At 62.3% G+C, this 15,529-nt stretch carries 14 protein-coding genes; 1 reads left to right on the top strand and 13 read right to left on the bottom strand.

The window, feature by feature from the left end:
- Nucleotides 1-279: 279 nt before the first annotated feature.
- Complete coding sequence (gene sstT, locus PMI34_RS18055; RefSeq protein ID WP_008048829.1) at nucleotides 280-1,512, top strand: serine/threonine transporter SstT; 1,233 nt, start codon at nucleotides 280-282, stop codon at nucleotides 1,510-1,512.
- Nucleotides 1,513-1,714: 202 nt separating this feature from the next.
- Here the strand turns inward: sstT and PMI34_RS18060 are convergent, their stop codons facing one another.
- The 13 genes from PMI34_RS18060 to PMI34_RS18120 all read right to left on the bottom strand — a co-directional run bounded on the left by PMI34_RS18060 (nucleotide 1,715) and on the right by PMI34_RS18120 (nucleotide 15,307).
- Nucleotides 1,715-2,224 carry a DUF1993 domain-containing protein gene (locus PMI34_RS18060; RefSeq protein ID WP_008048828.1) on the bottom strand — a complete coding sequence of 170 codons (510 nt, stop codon included), beginning with the start codon at nucleotides 2,222-2,224 and terminating at the stop codon, nucleotides 1,715-1,717.
- 197 nt (nucleotides 2,225-2,421) lie between these two features.
- Nucleotides 2,422-3,297 carry an SDR family oxidoreductase gene (locus PMI34_RS18065; protein WP_008048826.1) on the bottom strand — a complete coding sequence of 292 codons (876 nt, stop codon included), beginning with the start codon at nucleotides 3,295-3,297 and terminating at the stop codon, nucleotides 2,422-2,424.
- A gap of 159 nt (nucleotides 3,298-3,456) precedes the next feature.
- On the bottom strand, nucleotides 3,457-4,605 hold the full coding sequence (locus PMI34_RS18070; protein ID WP_008048825.1) for an acetyl-CoA C-acetyltransferase: 1,149 nt from the start codon (nucleotides 4,603-4,605) through the stop codon (nucleotides 3,457-3,459).
- Between the two features lie 273 nt (nucleotides 4,606-4,878).
- Nucleotides 4,879-5,934 (bottom strand): acyl-CoA dehydrogenase family protein, encoded by a 1,056-nt coding sequence (locus PMI34_RS18075; RefSeq protein ID WP_008048823.1) that lies wholly within the window; start codon nucleotides 5,932-5,934, stop codon nucleotides 4,879-4,881.
- 10 nt (nucleotides 5,935-5,944) lie between these two features.
- A complete protein-coding gene (locus tag PMI34_RS18080; RefSeq protein WP_008048821.1) occupies nucleotides 5,945-7,111 on the bottom strand; it encodes an acyl-CoA dehydrogenase family protein in 1,167 nt (388 codons plus the stop codon).
- Nucleotides 7,112-7,121: 10 nt separating this feature from the next.
- Nucleotides 7,122-7,877, bottom strand: coding sequence for an enoyl-CoA hydratase family protein (locus PMI34_RS18085; protein ID WP_008048820.1), 756 nt, complete (start codon nucleotides 7,875-7,877; stop codon nucleotides 7,122-7,124).
- A gap of 29 nt (nucleotides 7,878-7,906) precedes the next feature.
- Nucleotides 7,907-8,974 (bottom strand): NAD(P)H-dependent flavin oxidoreductase, encoded by a 1,068-nt coding sequence (locus PMI34_RS18090; RefSeq protein WP_008048819.1) that lies wholly within the window; start codon nucleotides 8,972-8,974, stop codon nucleotides 7,907-7,909.
- A gap of 2 nt (nucleotides 8,975-8,976) precedes the next feature.
- A complete protein-coding gene (locus PMI34_RS18095; RefSeq protein ID WP_008048818.1) occupies nucleotides 8,977-9,849 on the bottom strand; it encodes an enoyl-CoA hydratase in 873 nt (290 codons plus the stop codon).
- A 25-nt stretch (nucleotides 9,850-9,874) separates the two neighbouring features.
- The gene (locus PMI34_RS18100; protein WP_008048817.1) at nucleotides 9,875-10,663 is read right to left on the bottom strand and encodes an acyl CoA--acetate/3-ketoacid CoA transferase subunit beta; all 789 of its coding nucleotides are present in this window, start codon (nucleotides 10,661-10,663) and stop codon (nucleotides 9,875-9,877) included.
- 11 nt (nucleotides 10,664-10,674) lie between these two features.
- Nucleotides 10,675-11,556 (bottom strand): CoA transferase subunit A, encoded by an 882-nt coding sequence (locus PMI34_RS18105; RefSeq protein WP_008048816.1) that lies wholly within the window; start codon nucleotides 11,554-11,556, stop codon nucleotides 10,675-10,677.
- 11 nt (nucleotides 11,557-11,567) lie between these two features.
- Complete coding sequence (locus PMI34_RS18110; RefSeq protein WP_008048814.1) at nucleotides 11,568-12,458, bottom strand: VOC family protein; 891 nt, start codon at nucleotides 12,456-12,458, stop codon at nucleotides 11,568-11,570.
- A 404-nt stretch (nucleotides 12,459-12,862) separates the two neighbouring features.
- Nucleotides 12,863-13,984: an LLM class flavin-dependent oxidoreductase gene (locus tag PMI34_RS18115; RefSeq protein ID WP_008048813.1), complete on the bottom strand. Its 1,122-nt coding sequence runs from the start codon at nucleotides 13,982-13,984 to the stop codon at nucleotides 12,863-12,865.
- Nucleotides 13,985-14,122: 138 nt separating this feature from the next.
- Nucleotides 14,123-15,307, bottom strand: coding sequence for an acyl-CoA dehydrogenase (locus PMI34_RS18120; protein ID WP_008048811.1), 1,185 nt, complete (start codon nucleotides 15,305-15,307; stop codon nucleotides 14,123-14,125).
- Between the last annotated feature and the right edge of the window lie 222 nt (nucleotides 15,308-15,529).

Here is a 15,529-nt window from a genome sequence, read left to right as displayed (position 1 = left end):
TGCAATTCGCGTTGAAGACCAGGGCGTCAGTTCGTCACAGGTCTGAAAGATCGTTCCTGCGCTGTGATAAAGTCCGCGCCCTGAAAAAAGTACACCCTGTGGTTAATGCCGATCGGTTAGCCGAGACACCCGTGGCGAGGGAGCTTGCTCCCTCGCCACAGGAATCAGCGCTGGCATTAGCCCCGTGTTTCCTTCTCGGTTTCCTGCCTGCGGCCTGCCCTGTTTGTTGCCGCAAACCTGCGAAACCACGCACTTATAAAAATTCAGAGATGCCGTTTTATGACTGCTTCATCCCCTTCTCTATTGCAACGCCTTAAACGCCTGAGCCTGGTCACACAGATCGTGATCGGCCTGATCGCCGGTATTGCCCTGGCGCTGATTGCCCCCGACATGGCGAAGTCCACGGCGTTCATCGGCAAAGTGTTTGTCTCGGCGCTCAAAGCCGTCGCGCCGATTCTGGTTTTCGTGCTGGTCATGGCATCGATTGCCAACCACAAGCACGGTCAGGAAACCCACATCCGCCCGATTCTGTTCCTGTATCTGCTGGGCACTTTCGCCGCGGCCGTGGTCGCGGTGGTTGCCAGCATGACGTTCCCGTCGAGCCTGGTGCTGTCGACCCAGGACGTCGCGGTCACAGCGCCAGGCGGGATTGGCGAAGTGTTGCAAAGCCTGTTGCTGAGCGTGGTCGACAACCCGGTCAGTGCCCTGATGAATGCCAACTTCATCGGCATTCTGGCGTGGGCCATCGGCATGGGCGTTGCCATCCGCCACGCCGGCAACACTACCCGTGAAGTGCTGGGCGACCTGTCCAACGGCGTGACGGTGATCGTACGTCTGGTGATCAGCTTCGCCCCGCTGGGCATCTTCGGCCTGGTGGCCTCGACGCTCGCTACTTCCGGTTTCGGCGCCTTGATCGGCTACGCGCACCTGCTGGCCGTACTGCTGGGCTGCATGTTGTTCGTGGCGCTGGTGATGAACCCGCTCATCGTGTTCTGGAAACTGCGTCGCAACCCGTACCCGCTGGTTCTGACCTGCCTTCGCGAAAGCGGCATCACGGCATTCTTCACCCGTAGTTCGGCGGCGAACATTCCGGTCAACCTGGAACTGAGCAAGCGCCTGGGCCTGCACGAAGACACCTACTCGGTATCGATCCCGCTGGGCGCGACCATCAACATGGCCGGCGCGGCAATCACCATCACCGTGCTGACCCTGGCGGCCGTACATACCCTCGGCATCGCCGTGGACATTCCCACGGCGATCCTGCTGAGCGTCGTCGCAGCCATCTGCGCCTGCGGCGCTTCGGGTGTGGCCGGTGGTTCGCTGTTGCTGATTCCACTGGCGTGCAGCCTGTTCGGCATCCCGAGCGAAATCGCCATGCAGGTGGTGGCAGTCGGTTTCATCATCGGCGTGTTGCAGGACTCGGCGGAAACCGCGCTGAACTCCTCCACCGATGTGCTGTTCACCGCGGCGGCTTGCCTGGGTGAAGAGCAGAAAGCCGAGCGATTGGCCTGACAAAAATCCCTGTGGGAGCGAGCTTGCTCGCGATAGCGGTTGGTCAGTCAACATCAATGTTGAAGGTTATACCGCCATCGCGGGCAAGTCGAGTCGTCGCACCGCCGCTCCCACAGGTCCAGCGGTGTAGATGAAAAATGCTCACCAACGAAAAAGCCCGCCAAGGCGCAAACCTTAGCGGGCTTTTTTGTACCTGGACGGTTTAGAACGCGCCCATGTAATCGCGCTTGCCCACTTCCACGCCGTTGTGGCGCAGCAGTGCGTAAGTGGTGGTGACGTGGAAGAAGAACTGCGGCAGGCCGTAGGTCAGCAGGTAGGACTGGCCGCTGAAGCGCTTCTCTTTAGGCGTGCCCGGACGGGTGACGATCTCGATGCCTTCCTTGCCGTTGATCTGCTCCGGCGTGAACTCGCCGATGTAGGCCAGAACCTTGGCGATCAGTGCCTGCAGCTCGGCGAAGGTGGTTTCAGTGTCGTCGTACTTCGGCAGTTCGACTTCGGCCAGACGCGAAGAAATGCCTTTGGCGAAATCAACGGCGATCTGCACCTGGCGCACCAGCGGGAACATGTCCGGGAACAGGCGCGCTTGCAGGAAGGCGTTAGGATCAATGTTTTTTTCGGTGGCGTGAGCCTCGGCCTTTTTCAGTACATCGCTCAGGGCGTTGAGCATTTGCTGGAAAACAGGCACGGAAGCGTCGTACAGGGAAATGGTCATGGCAGGTCTCGTGTAGAGGAACGTGGTTCATGTGCATCTGTAGGAGCGAGCCTGCTCGCGATGGACGTTAACGAAAACGCGCCCTGTCTGGATGAACGCGTTGCGCCGAAGTCCATCGCGAGCAGGCTCGCGCCTACAGGTGATCGGCATCAGGGGCCGATTATAGCCGCGCGCCGCCCATCCGAGACCGGTCTTTTTCAGCTGCCGTACACTTTGGCTGCCGGAACGGCCTGAGCCACGAGCTGTGCGACTGCATCGCCCATCTCGCCAACCGCCCAGCGGCCTTGGCGATCCAGTTGCGGACCACGGCGCCAGCCGTCGGCGATCGACAACTTGCCGCCCTCGACTTCGAACATCTGCCCGGTCACCTCGGCGGACGCCTCGGAGCCCAGCCACACCACCAGCGGCGCGACGTTTTCCGGGGCGAAGTAATCAAAGCCTTCTTCAGGTTTTTTCATGGTGTCGGCGAACACTTGCTCGGTCATCCCGGTGCGCGCGGCTGGCGCCAAGGCATTGGCGGTGATCCCGTAACGGCGAAGTTCAGCCGCCTGCACCAGCGTCAGCGAAGCAATACCGCCCTTGGCCGCCGCGTAGTTGGACTGACCGATGGAACCCTGCAAACCGGCACCGGAACTGGTGTTGATGATCCGTGCATCGACCTTGGCGCCACCCTTGGCCTGCTCGCGCCAGTACTTCACGGCGTGGCTGGAAATACAGAAGTGGCCCTTGAGGTGCACGGCCACCACGGCGTCCCAGTCGGCCTCGCTGAGGCTGGCGAACATGCGGTCGCGGCAGATTCCGGCGTTGTTGACCACCACGTTCAGGTCGCCGAAGGTTTCAATGGCCTGGCGCACGATCAGCCCCGCCGAGTCATAACGGGTGATGTCGTCGCTGTTGGCCACGGCGCTGCCGCCCTGCCCCAGGATTTCGCCGACCACAGCGAGTGACGCTTCACGGTTGATGTCGTTGACCACCACTTTCGCGCCTTCGGCGGCGAAAGCCATCGCGTAGGCCCGGCCCAGACCACCGCCGGCGCCGGTGATGATCACGACGCGGTTTTCACAGATTTTCATGCGGGTATTCCTTCAAATTCAACTCAAATACACACGTCACCTGTGGGAGCTGGCTTGCCAGCGATAGGATCACTGCGGTGCGCCTGATACACCGCGGCGCCTGCATCGCTGGCAAGCCAGCTCCCACAGGATCGATGTGTTTCCTGGAATCAGGTCAACTTACAAGCGTTCGATGATCGTCACGTTGGCCTGGCCACCGCCTTCGCACATGGTCTGCATACCGAAGCGTCCGCCGCTGCGTTCCAGTTCATGCAGCAAGGTGCACATCAAGCGGGTGCCGGTGGCGCCGAGCGGATGGCCGAGGGCAATCGCGCCGCCGTTGACGTTGGTCTGTTCGTGCGGATAGCCCGTCTCTTTCAACCAGGCCATGGCCACCGACGCGAAGGCTTCGTTGATCTCCACCCGGTCAATGTCTTCCAGTTTCATCCCCGCACGTTTGAGCGCATAGGCCGTGGCCGGGATCGGCGCGGTGAGCATCCAGATCGGGTCTTCGGCGCGCACGCTCAGATGATGGATGCGTGCCCGTGGCGTCAGGCCGTAACGCCTGAGCGCCGCTTCCGAGACAATCAGCATCGCGCTGGCCGCGTCGCAGGTCTGGCTCGACACCGCGGCGGTCACCCGGTCGCAGCCGAACAGGAATTCCAGCTCGGCCATTTTTTCCAGGCTGGTCTGGCGCGGCGTTTCGTCATGCAGTACGCCGGCCAATGGCACGATCTCGCGGTTGAAACGCCCCTGCTCGATGGCCTGCAAGGCCCGTCGATGGGACTCAAGCGAATAGGCTTCAAGCTGCGCCCGGGACAGGTCCCACTTTTCGGCGATCATTTGCGCCGAACGGAACTGCGTCGGTGGTTGCGCGCCATAGCGCCGCACCCAGCCTTCGGAACCGCTGAACGGATCGGTGAAGCCCAGGGGCTCGGCAGCAATCATCGCCGAGGAAATCGGGATCTGGGTCATGGTCTGCACGCCACCGGCGATGACCACATCCTGGGTACCGCTCATCACCGCCTGGGCGGCGAAGTGCACCGCTTGCTGAGACGAACCGCACTGGCGATCGATGGTGGTGCCCGGTACCGATTGCGACAGGCCAGCCGCCAGCCAACTGGTGCGGGCGATATCCCCGGCCAGCGGGCCGATGGTGTCGACACAGCCGAAGATCACGTCGTCGTAATCCTCGTCGGGAATGGCGTTGCGCTCGACCAGCGCGCGCAACACATGGGCGCCCAGGTCGGCGGCGTGGATCTGGCTCAGACCACCCTTGCGCCGCCCGGTGGGCGTACGCAGGGCATCGACGATATAAGCTTCAGGCATGGTCTACCTCGGTGAAAAAATTGAAGTCAGGCACAGTCGTCTATGCCGACCGAAAAGCCGTAATGCCAGTCATCTGAGAAACTCCAGCAAACCTGCTCTACGTAGCAGCTGGCGAAGCCTGCGTTCGGCTGCGTAGCAGTCGTGAAATCAGTCGACGCGGTACTCAAGGAAAATCGCGAACTCAGGTTTCACGACTGCTTCGCAGCCGAACGCAGGCTTCGCCAGCTGCTACGGATCGGTATTACGGCAAGCCGTGCTCCTACAGGATCTCGATCAAAAGGTACTGCCCGCACCCAGCGCAGGGTTGCCGTCGAACAGCGCCGCGCGAATCCGCCCTTTGTGACGGCCGCGATCGCCCCAGACCTTGTCCAGGGCCCAGGCGCGTTTCATGAACAGGTGCAAGTCGACTTCCCAGGTGTACCCCATGGCGCCGTGGGCCTGGATGGTGTTTTTCGCCGCGAGCATGGCCGCTTCTGCGGTCGCCAATTTGGCGTGGGACACAAACACGTCCTGCCCCGGTTGTTGTTCGGCGACGGCATACGCGGCGCGATACAGCGGGCCTTTGGCGAACTCGATCTGCACCGCAACGTTGGCCATCAAGTGCTTGACCGCCTGGAACGAACCCACCGGTTTGCCGAACTGCTTGCGCTCGAAGGTGTAGTCCACCGCGAGGTCGACCATGCGCTTGGCCAACCCCAGCAGTTGCGCGGCACTGGCGAGGGCGCCACGGTTGAAGGCGGCTGCCCACAAACGCCGGCCCTGTTCGCCGCTGGCCACACACGTGGCAGGTGTTGGCGTCCACTCGACCTGGAACAACTGGCGACTCGGATCGACCGACTCGTTGCGGGTCAGGCGTACGGCATCACGCTCCAGTACGTGCACTTCGTCGCCATTGGCCAGCAACAGCAGATCGGCGACATGGGCATCGCTGACCAGCGGATTGCCTGGCTCGGAAACCGCGAGACGTGCACGGCCCTCGGCCACTCGCGACAGCCATTTCTGCTTGAGTGGTGCGTGTTGCTCATCCAGGGCGGCGAGCAACGGCACGCCGACCAGCATGGTGTCCACCAGCGGTTCGGGCAGCCCGGCGTAACCGCATTCCTGGGCGATCAGCACAAAGTCCAGCTCATTCATGCCCATGCCGTCCTGTGCCTCGGGCACGGTCAGGGCGGTCAGGCCCAGTTCCACCAGTTGCGCCCAGAGTTGCTCACTGCGCCCGCTGTCGCTCTGCCACAGGTCGCGAATGCGTTCCGGGGTGACTTCGTTGATCAGGAAGCTGCGGACGTTGTCCTGAAACAGCAGTTGGTCGCGGCTGAAACTAAAGTCCATGGTCTATTCCTCAGGCACGCGGCATGCCGAGCATGCGTTCGGCAATGATGTTGCGCTGGATCTCGTTGGTGCCGGCGTAGATCGGCCCGGCCTGGGCAAACAGGAAACCTTCCAGCCAATGGCCGACGTCACCGGCGGCCGGGGCTTGCGGCAGCAGTTCGCCACGCAGGCCGAGAATGCTCATGGCGGTGTCGTGCATGCGCTGGTCGAGCTCCGACCAGAAGATTTTGTTGGTCGACGACTCCGGCCCGATCTTGCCGCCCTGCACCAGTTGCGAGGCGGTCATGTAGGTGCTCAAGGTGTAGGCCTCGGCATCGAGCCAGGCGCGCATCACTGCCTCACCGATGGTCGGGTCGCGGTCGGCCTGCTCACGGTTGGCCAGGTACAGCTGCACCAGACGCTTGGCGGTTTCCTGGAAACGCGCCGGCGAGCGCAGCAACAAACCGCGCTCGAAACCGGCGGTGGACATCGCCACGTGCCAGCCCATGCCCTCGCCACCGAGGGCGTTTTCCACCGGGACTTTTACATCGTCGAAGAAGATCTCGGCAAAACCCGGCAAACCGTTGAGCTGCGGGATCGGCCGTACGGTGATGCCCGGCGTGTCCAGCGGCAACAGGATGAAGGTCAGGCCGTGATGACGCTGGGACTGCGAGTCGGTACGGAAAATGCCGAACGCCCAATCGGCCCACACCGCGCGGGTCGACCAGGTCTTCTGGCCGTTGATCACGTAGTGGTCGCCCACCCGTTCAGCCTTGGAACGGATCGCCGCCATATCGGAACCGGCACCCGGCTCGGACCAGGCCTGGGCCCAGATGTCTTCGCCGGTGGCCATGCGCGGCAGAAACCGTGCCTTTTGTTCAGCGCTGCCATACTCCATCAGGGTCGGGCCGAGCAAGAAGATACCGTTCTGGTTAACCCGTGCCGGCGCCCCGGAACGGTAGTATTCCTCTTCGAAAATCAGCCACTCGATCAGGTCGCAGCCGCGCCCGCCGAGCTCGGTCGGCCAGGTGACCATGCCCCAACGGCCTTCGTTGAGTTTGGCTTCCCAGGCGCGGTGCTCGGCAAAGCCCTGTTCGGTGTCGAACGATTGCAGCGGTTCACTCGGTACATTGGCCGCCAGCCAGGTTCGCGCCTCGACGCGAAAGGCCTGCTGGGCCGGGGTATAGGTCAGGTCCATGGATATGCCTTCAGCCGTTGAATCGGGCATCGCGTTTCTCGACGAACGAGTCGCGTGCTTCCTGAGAGTCCAGTGAGCGGTAGGCTTCGAGGGTGAAGCCCTGCTCCCAGCGGTATTTGTCTTCCAGATTGCCGTCTTCGATACCGGTCAGCGCCTCCTTGGCCAGGCTGATCATGCCGGGGCTCTTGGTGGCGATGGTGCGGGCGATCTGCAGAGCGGCTTCGCGCAAGTCTTCGCGCTTGACCACCCGCTCCACGGCGCCCAGGCGGTAAGCCTCGGCGGCGTCGATGGCCTCGCCGGTGAAGTACATGTGGCGGACCTTCTGCACCGGGAACAGGCGCTGCAAATGCGCGCCGCCGCCCATGGCCCCGCGATCCACTTCCGGCACGCCGAAGGTGGCGCACTCGGCAGCGACGATGATGTCGGCAGCGCCGCAGATACCAATGCCGCCGCCCAGCACGAAGCCGTGCACGGCGACGATCACCGGTTTCGGGTTGCAGTGGATGGCCTTGAAGCTGTCGTAGTTGCCCTTGTTCACCGCGACGATCAGGTTGCCGTCGGCGGCCAGTTCCTTGATGTCGACGCCTGCGCAGAAGCCGCGGCCTTCGGCACGGATCACGATCACCCGTACGTCGCTGTTACGGCCCAGGCCCTCGATCTCGCCGGCGATATCGGCCCAGCCCTGGCAATTGAAGGCGTTGACCGGTGGCCGGTTGAACACCAGTTCGGCAATTCCGTGTTCGATGCTGACGCTAAATGGTTTCATGGTTTCCTTCCTTCACAATGCATGGCCCCTTACGACACACGGCGGCACAGCTCGCCCAGGCGCGCTTCGGCGTCGCGGACGATCTGTTCAATCAATTGGGCGCAGCTGGGCAAGCTGTCGATGGATGCGGCGATCTGCCCTGCGGGCAACACGCCGACAGCCGGTTGCCCGTCGACCATCGCTTTCTGGATCACCATCGGCGCGTTGGCGGCCATGATGCTTTGCGCGGCGGTCAACTCTCCGGCACCGCGCATCTTCAAGGCGCTGCTGAGCAACTGGGTCAAGCTCATGCCGGTGTGGCGGCGGTATGCCAGGCCACTCTGCAAGGCCAGCAACAGGCGCTTGAGGCCGCCGCTGTTTTCCAGCTGGTTGAGCAATTCGTTGCGGATCATCCGTTGCGGCATGCCGTCGATGGCGCGGCTGATGATGATCGCCGCCGGGTCCTTGACCGCCAGGTAACGGGCCAGTGTTTCCTGCGGCACCGGGCTGTCGGCGCACATCAAAAACCGCGTGCCCATGGCGATGCCTTCGGCACCGTAGGCCAGGGCCGAGACCAAGCCCTTGCCGTCCTTGAAACCGCCCGCCGCCACCACCGGCACTGACACTGCGTTGACCACTTGATCAAGCAGCATCAAGGTCGGCACGGAACCGGTATGCCCGCCGCCCTCGCCGCCCTGTACGGTCACCGCATCGGCGCCCATTTCCACGGCTTTCTGCGCATGCTTGAGCGCACCGACGGTGGGAATGCACACCACGCCGGCATCTTTAAGGCGGCTGATCATCTGCTTGCCCGGCGAACGGCTGTAGCTGACCGCCCGGACTTTGTGGCGCAACACCAGCTCGACGATCTCGCCGGCATTGGCCTGGTACATATGGAAATTCACCCCGAACGGCTGATCGGTCAGGCGCCGGGTTTCGATAATCGCCGCTTCCATCTGCTGCGGTTCGATGGTCGCACCGGCAAGAAAACCGAAACCACCGGCATTGCCCGTGGCCGCCACCAGTTTCGGGTCGGCGACCCAGCCCATGGCGGTCTGGATGATCGGGTAGCGGCAACCGAGCAGTTCAGTCAAACGAGTATTCAACGAGATCGCCATGCTCACGCCTCGCCCGTTTTGCGCTGGGAACTGGCCATGGCTTTGGCGTCGTAGCCGCCGAGGCGGTCGCCGGACACCAGTTCATTGTGGGCGTGGGCGAAGTGATGCAGGCCGAACACCATGTCCATGGTCGCGCGCTTGCCCATCAGGTCTTCGGCGTTGTTCACCGCTTGCTTGCTCAGTTGCAGGCCCAGGCGCGGCATCTGCGCGATGCGCCCGGCGATGTCGAGGGTCTGTTGCTCCAACTCGTCGCGAGGCACGACCCGATTGAGCATGCCCATCTGATAGGCACGGGGTGCCGGCATACGCTCGCCGAGGAACAGGAATTCCTTGGCGATGCGCGGGTTCAATTCATGCACGTGGGCGAAATACTCCACACCGGGAATGCCCATGCGCACCACCGGATCGGCGAAATACGCATCCTCGCTGGCGACGATCAGGTCGCAGACCCAGGCCAGCATCAGCCCACCGGCAATGCACGCGCCCTGGACCATGGCGATGGTCGGCTTGGGCATTTCGCGCCAGCGGCGGCACATGCCCAGATAGACTTCTTGCTCGCGGGCATAGAGAAACTCGCCGCCCGGTTTGTTCACATGGTCGTACCACAGGCTGGCGCGGTCGAAGGTCTTGTCGACGTCGCGGCCCGGGGTGCCGATGTCATGCCCGGCGGAGAAATGCTTGCCGGCGCCGCGCAACACGATGACCTTCACTTCATCGTCATCGCAGGCCCGGCGAAACGCCGCGTCCAGCGCATAAGTCATCTGCGAGTTCTGCGCGTTGTGGTACTCGGGGCGGCTCATGGTGACGATTGCCACCGCGTCGCGCACTTCGTACAGGACCACTTCGGCCTCGTTCTTGTCGTTATGTTCAGCCATCACTTGTCTCCGAAAACGCGGGCGCTCAGCGCTGGCCTGGCGGGTTGTCTTTGAGTTGCAGGGCGCGCAGGTTGTGCGGGTCCAGGCGCTGGATCAGTTGCAATTGCTCGACGGTCGGGGCTGCGGTGGTCGGGCAGTCGTCCGGCACGTGCAACTCGAACCCGGTGTTGTCCTGGACCTGCGCCGCCGTCACGCCGGGGTGCAGCGAACGGATACGCATCTGTCGTTGCGGGCCCTGGAAATCCAGCACGCCCAGATCGGTGATGATCAGACGGATATCGATGTCGTCCAGCGACCAACCCCGCGCCAGACGAGACGGGTTGTAGCCGACTGAGGCGACCATATCGACCTCGCCTTCGACGAACACCCGACGGTTGTGGCTCGGCACGCAAAACGAGTTGGCGTGGCTGATCGAATTGCCGGGAAAACCGCGCACACCGAGCATCTGCGCCTTGGGTTTGGCGTAGTCGCCGATGCAGGAAATGTTGGCTTGACCGTAACGGTCGATCTGGGTCGGGCCGACCAGGGCATGACGCTTGCCGCCCCAGACGTTGTCGAAAATCCGCGAGAAGCCCATCCAGCTGTCGCGCTTGGGTTCATAGCCCTTGCGTGCGCCCAAAGGCACCGGTTCGGCGACCATGTAGGCTTCGGAGTCGGTCATCAGCAGTTGCGGATTGCTGGTCAGCATGGCCAGCGACGCCGCCAGGCGCGGGATCACGCCGATGCCGGAGGCCAATACTTCGCCGTCTTCGCGCCAGGCTTCGGAGGCCGCGCAGATCATCAACTCAGCGAGGCTGTAATCAGTAGTGCTCATCGAAAGGCTCCTTAGAAAATCGGCAACGGCAGTTCACGGATCGCAGCCAGGCCGCCGACCTTTTCCAGATACTGTTCGTGGGTGCAGTCGACGTAGTCGCGCACGTAGCCCTGCCAGCCGTCGGCCACCTGGACCGTGGCGTTGTAGGCCTTGAAGTGCGCGACATCGAAACCGTACAGCGGCGCGCAGGACGACGGATGCGCCCCACCCGGCACGTGGGCCACGGCGGTGGTCAGGTTGCGTTCCCAGAACACTTGATGGGCGTGGGCGCTGTGCTGATGGAAATACTCGCTGTCCACCAGCTCATCGCAGGTCACGTAGCTGTGGGTCGCGGCGCGCACGAACAGGTCGTCCATGTAGTGATCCGGACCGCTGATCTGGCACACGCCGCGTTTGTCGGCGCGGTCGACATGCACCAGCGCCGCGTCGAGCTTGAGCGCCGGCATGGCCACCCAATCCTTGCCATCGGCATAGGGCGAGGCGATCAACTTGATCTGGCGGTTGTGGCGCAGCACATCAGTGCCCAGGCCCACGGCGGTCGGAATGAACGGCACATTCATCGCCGCCGCCCGCAAGCCGAGCAGCAGCATGCCTTCATCGATCTCCATCACTTCCAGCGCCGCTTCCTGGCGCGCCTTGCGGAAGTACGGCTCCAGCGGAATGAAATCCAGAGACACGAAGGCGAACACCAGTTTCCTGATCTTGCCGGCGGCGCAGAGCATGCCGACGTCCGCACCACCGTATGCAACAACAGTTAGCTCCTTGAGGTCCGAGCGCAGAATCTCGCGCACCAGCGCCATCGGCTTGCGGCGCGGGCCCCAGCCACCGATACCGATGGTCATGCCGTCACGCAGTTGGCCGACGATCTCGGCAGTACTCATTTGCTTGTCCATCGTCTTGTTCCTCATTGGCGACCGACACTGAAGTCGTGGCCCCAGTGGCTGACCACGGTGCTTTCGAACGGCGTGTGGCGGTCCCAGTCGACCACCAGGCCATCGCAGCCGTATTCCAGGTCAAACCCGGACGGGGTCTTGATATAGAAAGAAATCATCTGGTCGTTGGTGTGCTGGCCGAGGGTGGCCGACAGCTTCACGCCGTTGGCGTGGACGCGGTCCAGGGCACGGCCGACTTCGTCCAGCGCGTTGACCTCGACCATCATGTGCACGCAACCGTGGGGTATCGGGCACTCGAAAATCGCCAGCGAGTGATGGCGGCCGTTGTTGCAGTGCAGGAAGTGAATGCGCTTTTGCGGCTCGGCCGGGTCCGGGGTGAAACGGACTTTCATCAGGTCCGACAGGCCGAAACCCATCACTTGTTCGTAGAAGTCGCGGCAGCGTTCGAAGGCTGGTGCCGGCAGTACGACGTGGCCCATGCCAAGGTCGTTGGTGACAAAACCTTTGACGCCCACCGGAGAAACGAAGCGAGCGAAGTCCTGCAACGGGCCCCAGAAAATTTCGTGGCGGTTGCCATCCGGATCGCTGAAGTGCACCAGTTCCTGGACCTTGCGCAGCTCCGCTTCGGCGGCGGTGCCACGGGTCACTTGCACGTCGGCCTGTTGCAGCTCGCTGACCGCCTGTTCCAGCGCCGCCTTGCCGGCCACTTCCCAGCCGCAGGCACCGAAGCTGTTCTCGGCATTCTTCTGCACGAGGATGCGGTAATGACGTTCGTCCATTTTCAGGTACAGAAGCTCATCGTCGCCACTGACCATCATGCCCAGCACCTGGCTTGCGTAGTGGCGCCATTGCGCCAGGTCGCTGGACAACAGGGTGACGTAACCCAGACCACGGATATCCATGGATGCACTCCTCGTTTTTCTCAGGCGGTGCCGCCCTTCGGCGACTGCCGGGGGAGACTTTATGTAGGGCCTATTCAAACGGGTTCGGGGAGGGGCAACATCGTCCAATGGGACTAGCGGATTTGATGGGGTTCACGCATCAAAACCGTGGGAGCAAGCCCGCTCCCACAGGGGATTGGTGCAGGCATAAAAAAACGGGCCTTGGGGACCCGTTGGAAAGTTGGCCTGGCGTCCGTGCCAGGCCTGAAAAACCTGTAGCAGCTGCCGAAGGCTGCGTCCGAGTGCGCAGCGCTCGCAACCTGGCAAACCGAGTCCGTCCAGAAACACCGCCTATTGCCCTTTTGCGAGTGCTGCGCACTCGGACGCAGCCTTCGGCAGCTGCTACAGTTTTGCGTTATCTCAAATCAGCCCTTGCGAAAATGCGGGATCACCTTCTCGCCAATGTTCTTCAAGGTCTCCAGCTGCGCCCACTGCGGCACGGTGCCCATCTGGCAGATGAACAGGATTTCGTCGGCGCCGGCATCGATCAAGCGCTGCACATAGCCTATGCAATCCTCGACGGTGCCGTAGGCGTGGTTCGGGTTCATCATCGCCATGGTCGGGTCGGAGAAGTCGACGCTGACTTCTTCGGAGGCGAAGCGCGACTTGATCACGCTCTGGCCGTTGCCATCAACGAAGGTGTCGTCTTTCCACTTCTGCGGGTCCGGACGCTCGCCGCCGCCGTACCAGTAACCGAGGGATTCCATGAAGTAACGCTGGCCACGGATACCAATGCGGCGCGCTTCTGCGTTGTCGTCCAGCACGATGGCCGGGCACAGTGCGGCGATGTGACGGTTAGGACGGAAACCGACCTGCTTCTTCTCATCCCGGTTGTCATAGGCCGCGTGATACACCTCGACCTTCTTGGCGATTTCTTCCGGGCCACCGAAGCCCAGCACCAGCGCGCCCATGCCGCGACCGCCGGCATTTTTCAGCGACTCGGTGTTGGTGCACGCCAGGTACATCGGCGGGTGCGGATCCTGGTAAGGCTTTGGATGGATCGGGCGCTTGGGGATCTGCACGAAGTCGCCGTTGTGCTCGATTTCGTCCTGCACGAACATTTTCGGGATCAGGTACATCATCTCGTCAATCTGCGGCTGCAAGGTCGCCAGGTCGTAGCCGAAAGTGCCGGCTTCCTGCTGGGTGCCGCCCTTACCCACACCGAAGTGCACACGGCCCTTGGATAGCAGATCGAGGGTGGCGATGCGCTCGGCGACTTTCACCGGATGGTTCATCGCTGGCGGCAGGCAGACCACACCGTGGCCGATGCCGATGCGCTCGGTTTTACCGGCCACGAACGCCAGCATGGTTTCCGGCGCGGACATGTGCGAGTAGTTGCTCAGCGCGGTGTGTTCCACGCACCAGAAGGTGTCGAAGCCGAGCTTGTCGGCGAGCACGGCCTGCTCGACGGTGTCTTCGAAAATCTTGCGGTCGCCTTCGCGGCTGGAGTCCACCGTCTGGGCTTCGTAAATCAGGGAAAATTTCATGGTTGATCCTTGTGCTTATTTGGATGCGCAGTCGGCGCCGTAGACCTTCGCCTTACCGTCAATGCTCGTGCATCGACGGGGCGCTCGAATCACGCAAACGGACTAGCCCGCCTCATAGAAAAAGAGCAGGTAAAAAAGTCAGAGGAAAAAGTCGTTGCTGTCCTGACCCATGCTGACCCCGCCAAGGTTCCAGGCGTACTTGGCCGGGCTGTTGGCGACGTGGGCACGACCGGTGTGGATGTCGCGGAATGCACGGTTGATCGGATGGCTGCGGAAGATCGTTGAAGCACCGCTGTTGAACATCAGGTCGCCAACGGCCTTGGCGCACTTGTCGGCCACCAGCGCCGAGTCGTAACGCATCTTCACCCGCTCCGGCATGCTCAACGGCTCACCCTTCTGCGCACGCTCCAGCATCAGGGCGAAGTTGCGATGCAGCACGGTCTTGCACTCGTCGACGCAGACCATGGCATTGGCCAGCGACGATTGCGCAGCCGGGTCCTGGACCATTTTGCGACCGTCATTGACCCCGATCCGGGCGCGGTTGTGCTCGACAAACTGATCCACCGCGCCTTGCAGGGCACCGATGGCCGAGGACGAAACCGCACGCACGAAAATCTGCCCGAATGGCAGACGGAACAAGGGCGCAGTGTTCACCTCATTGCCCGGACTGTTCTGCATGAAACCGTCGAACGCGCGATGGGTGCGGTACTCGGGAACGAAGGCGTTTTCGACCAGAATGTCGTGGGAGCCGGTGGCTTCCAGGCCCATGACATTCCAGTTGTCGAGAATCTGGTAGTCGCTGCGCGGCACCAGGAAGGTCCGATAATCCGGCGCCCCGCCCGCTTCTTCCGACGGCACCAGCGCGCCGAGGAACGCCCACTCGCAATGCTTGCTGCCGGAGGAAAAACCCCAGCGCCCGCTCAACTTGAAACCACCCTCGACCCGCTCGACCTTGCCCACCGGCATATAGGAAGAGGAGATCAGCACGCTGGAGTCACTACCCCAGACATCCTGGGCCGCGCGGTCGTCGAACAGCGCCAGTTGCCAGTTGTGGATCGCTACCACACCCAGCACCCAGGCCGAGGACATGCAACCCTCGGCCAGGGTCATCTGCACGTCGAAGAAATCCTTGGGCTCCAGTTCATAGCCTTCCCAACGGGACGGTTGCAGGATGCGAAAGAACCCGGCGTCGTGGAAATCCTTCAGGGTTTCTTCAGGCAACTGGCCTGCTTGCGCGGCATTCAGGGCGCGCTCACGCAGGATCGGCACCAACTCGCGGGCACGTTGGCTCAGACGCTGGCGAATCAGGTCTTGGTTGAGCATTTTTATTGTTCTCCTTTGTTCACCCCATCCGCCGGGGCGCGCGTGCAACGGGGCGGGTGTAGCGCCCCTACACTGGCATTCAAGCAATGCGCAACGCAGGGGACATCCCTCAAACGGACCATGTGGGGTTGGGAAACAGTCTTTTGGAGGTGTATCTGAAAGGGGGTGTTGGCTAACAGGTCGTCTTCGCGGGCAAGCCCGCTCCCACAGTATTTACGGCGA

Source organism: Pseudomonas sp. GM74, from assembly GCF_000282455.1.
Lineage (GTDB): Bacteria > Pseudomonadota > Gammaproteobacteria > Pseudomonadales > Pseudomonadaceae > Aquipseudomonas.
This window is presented reverse-complemented; position numbering and strand designations above follow the sequence as displayed.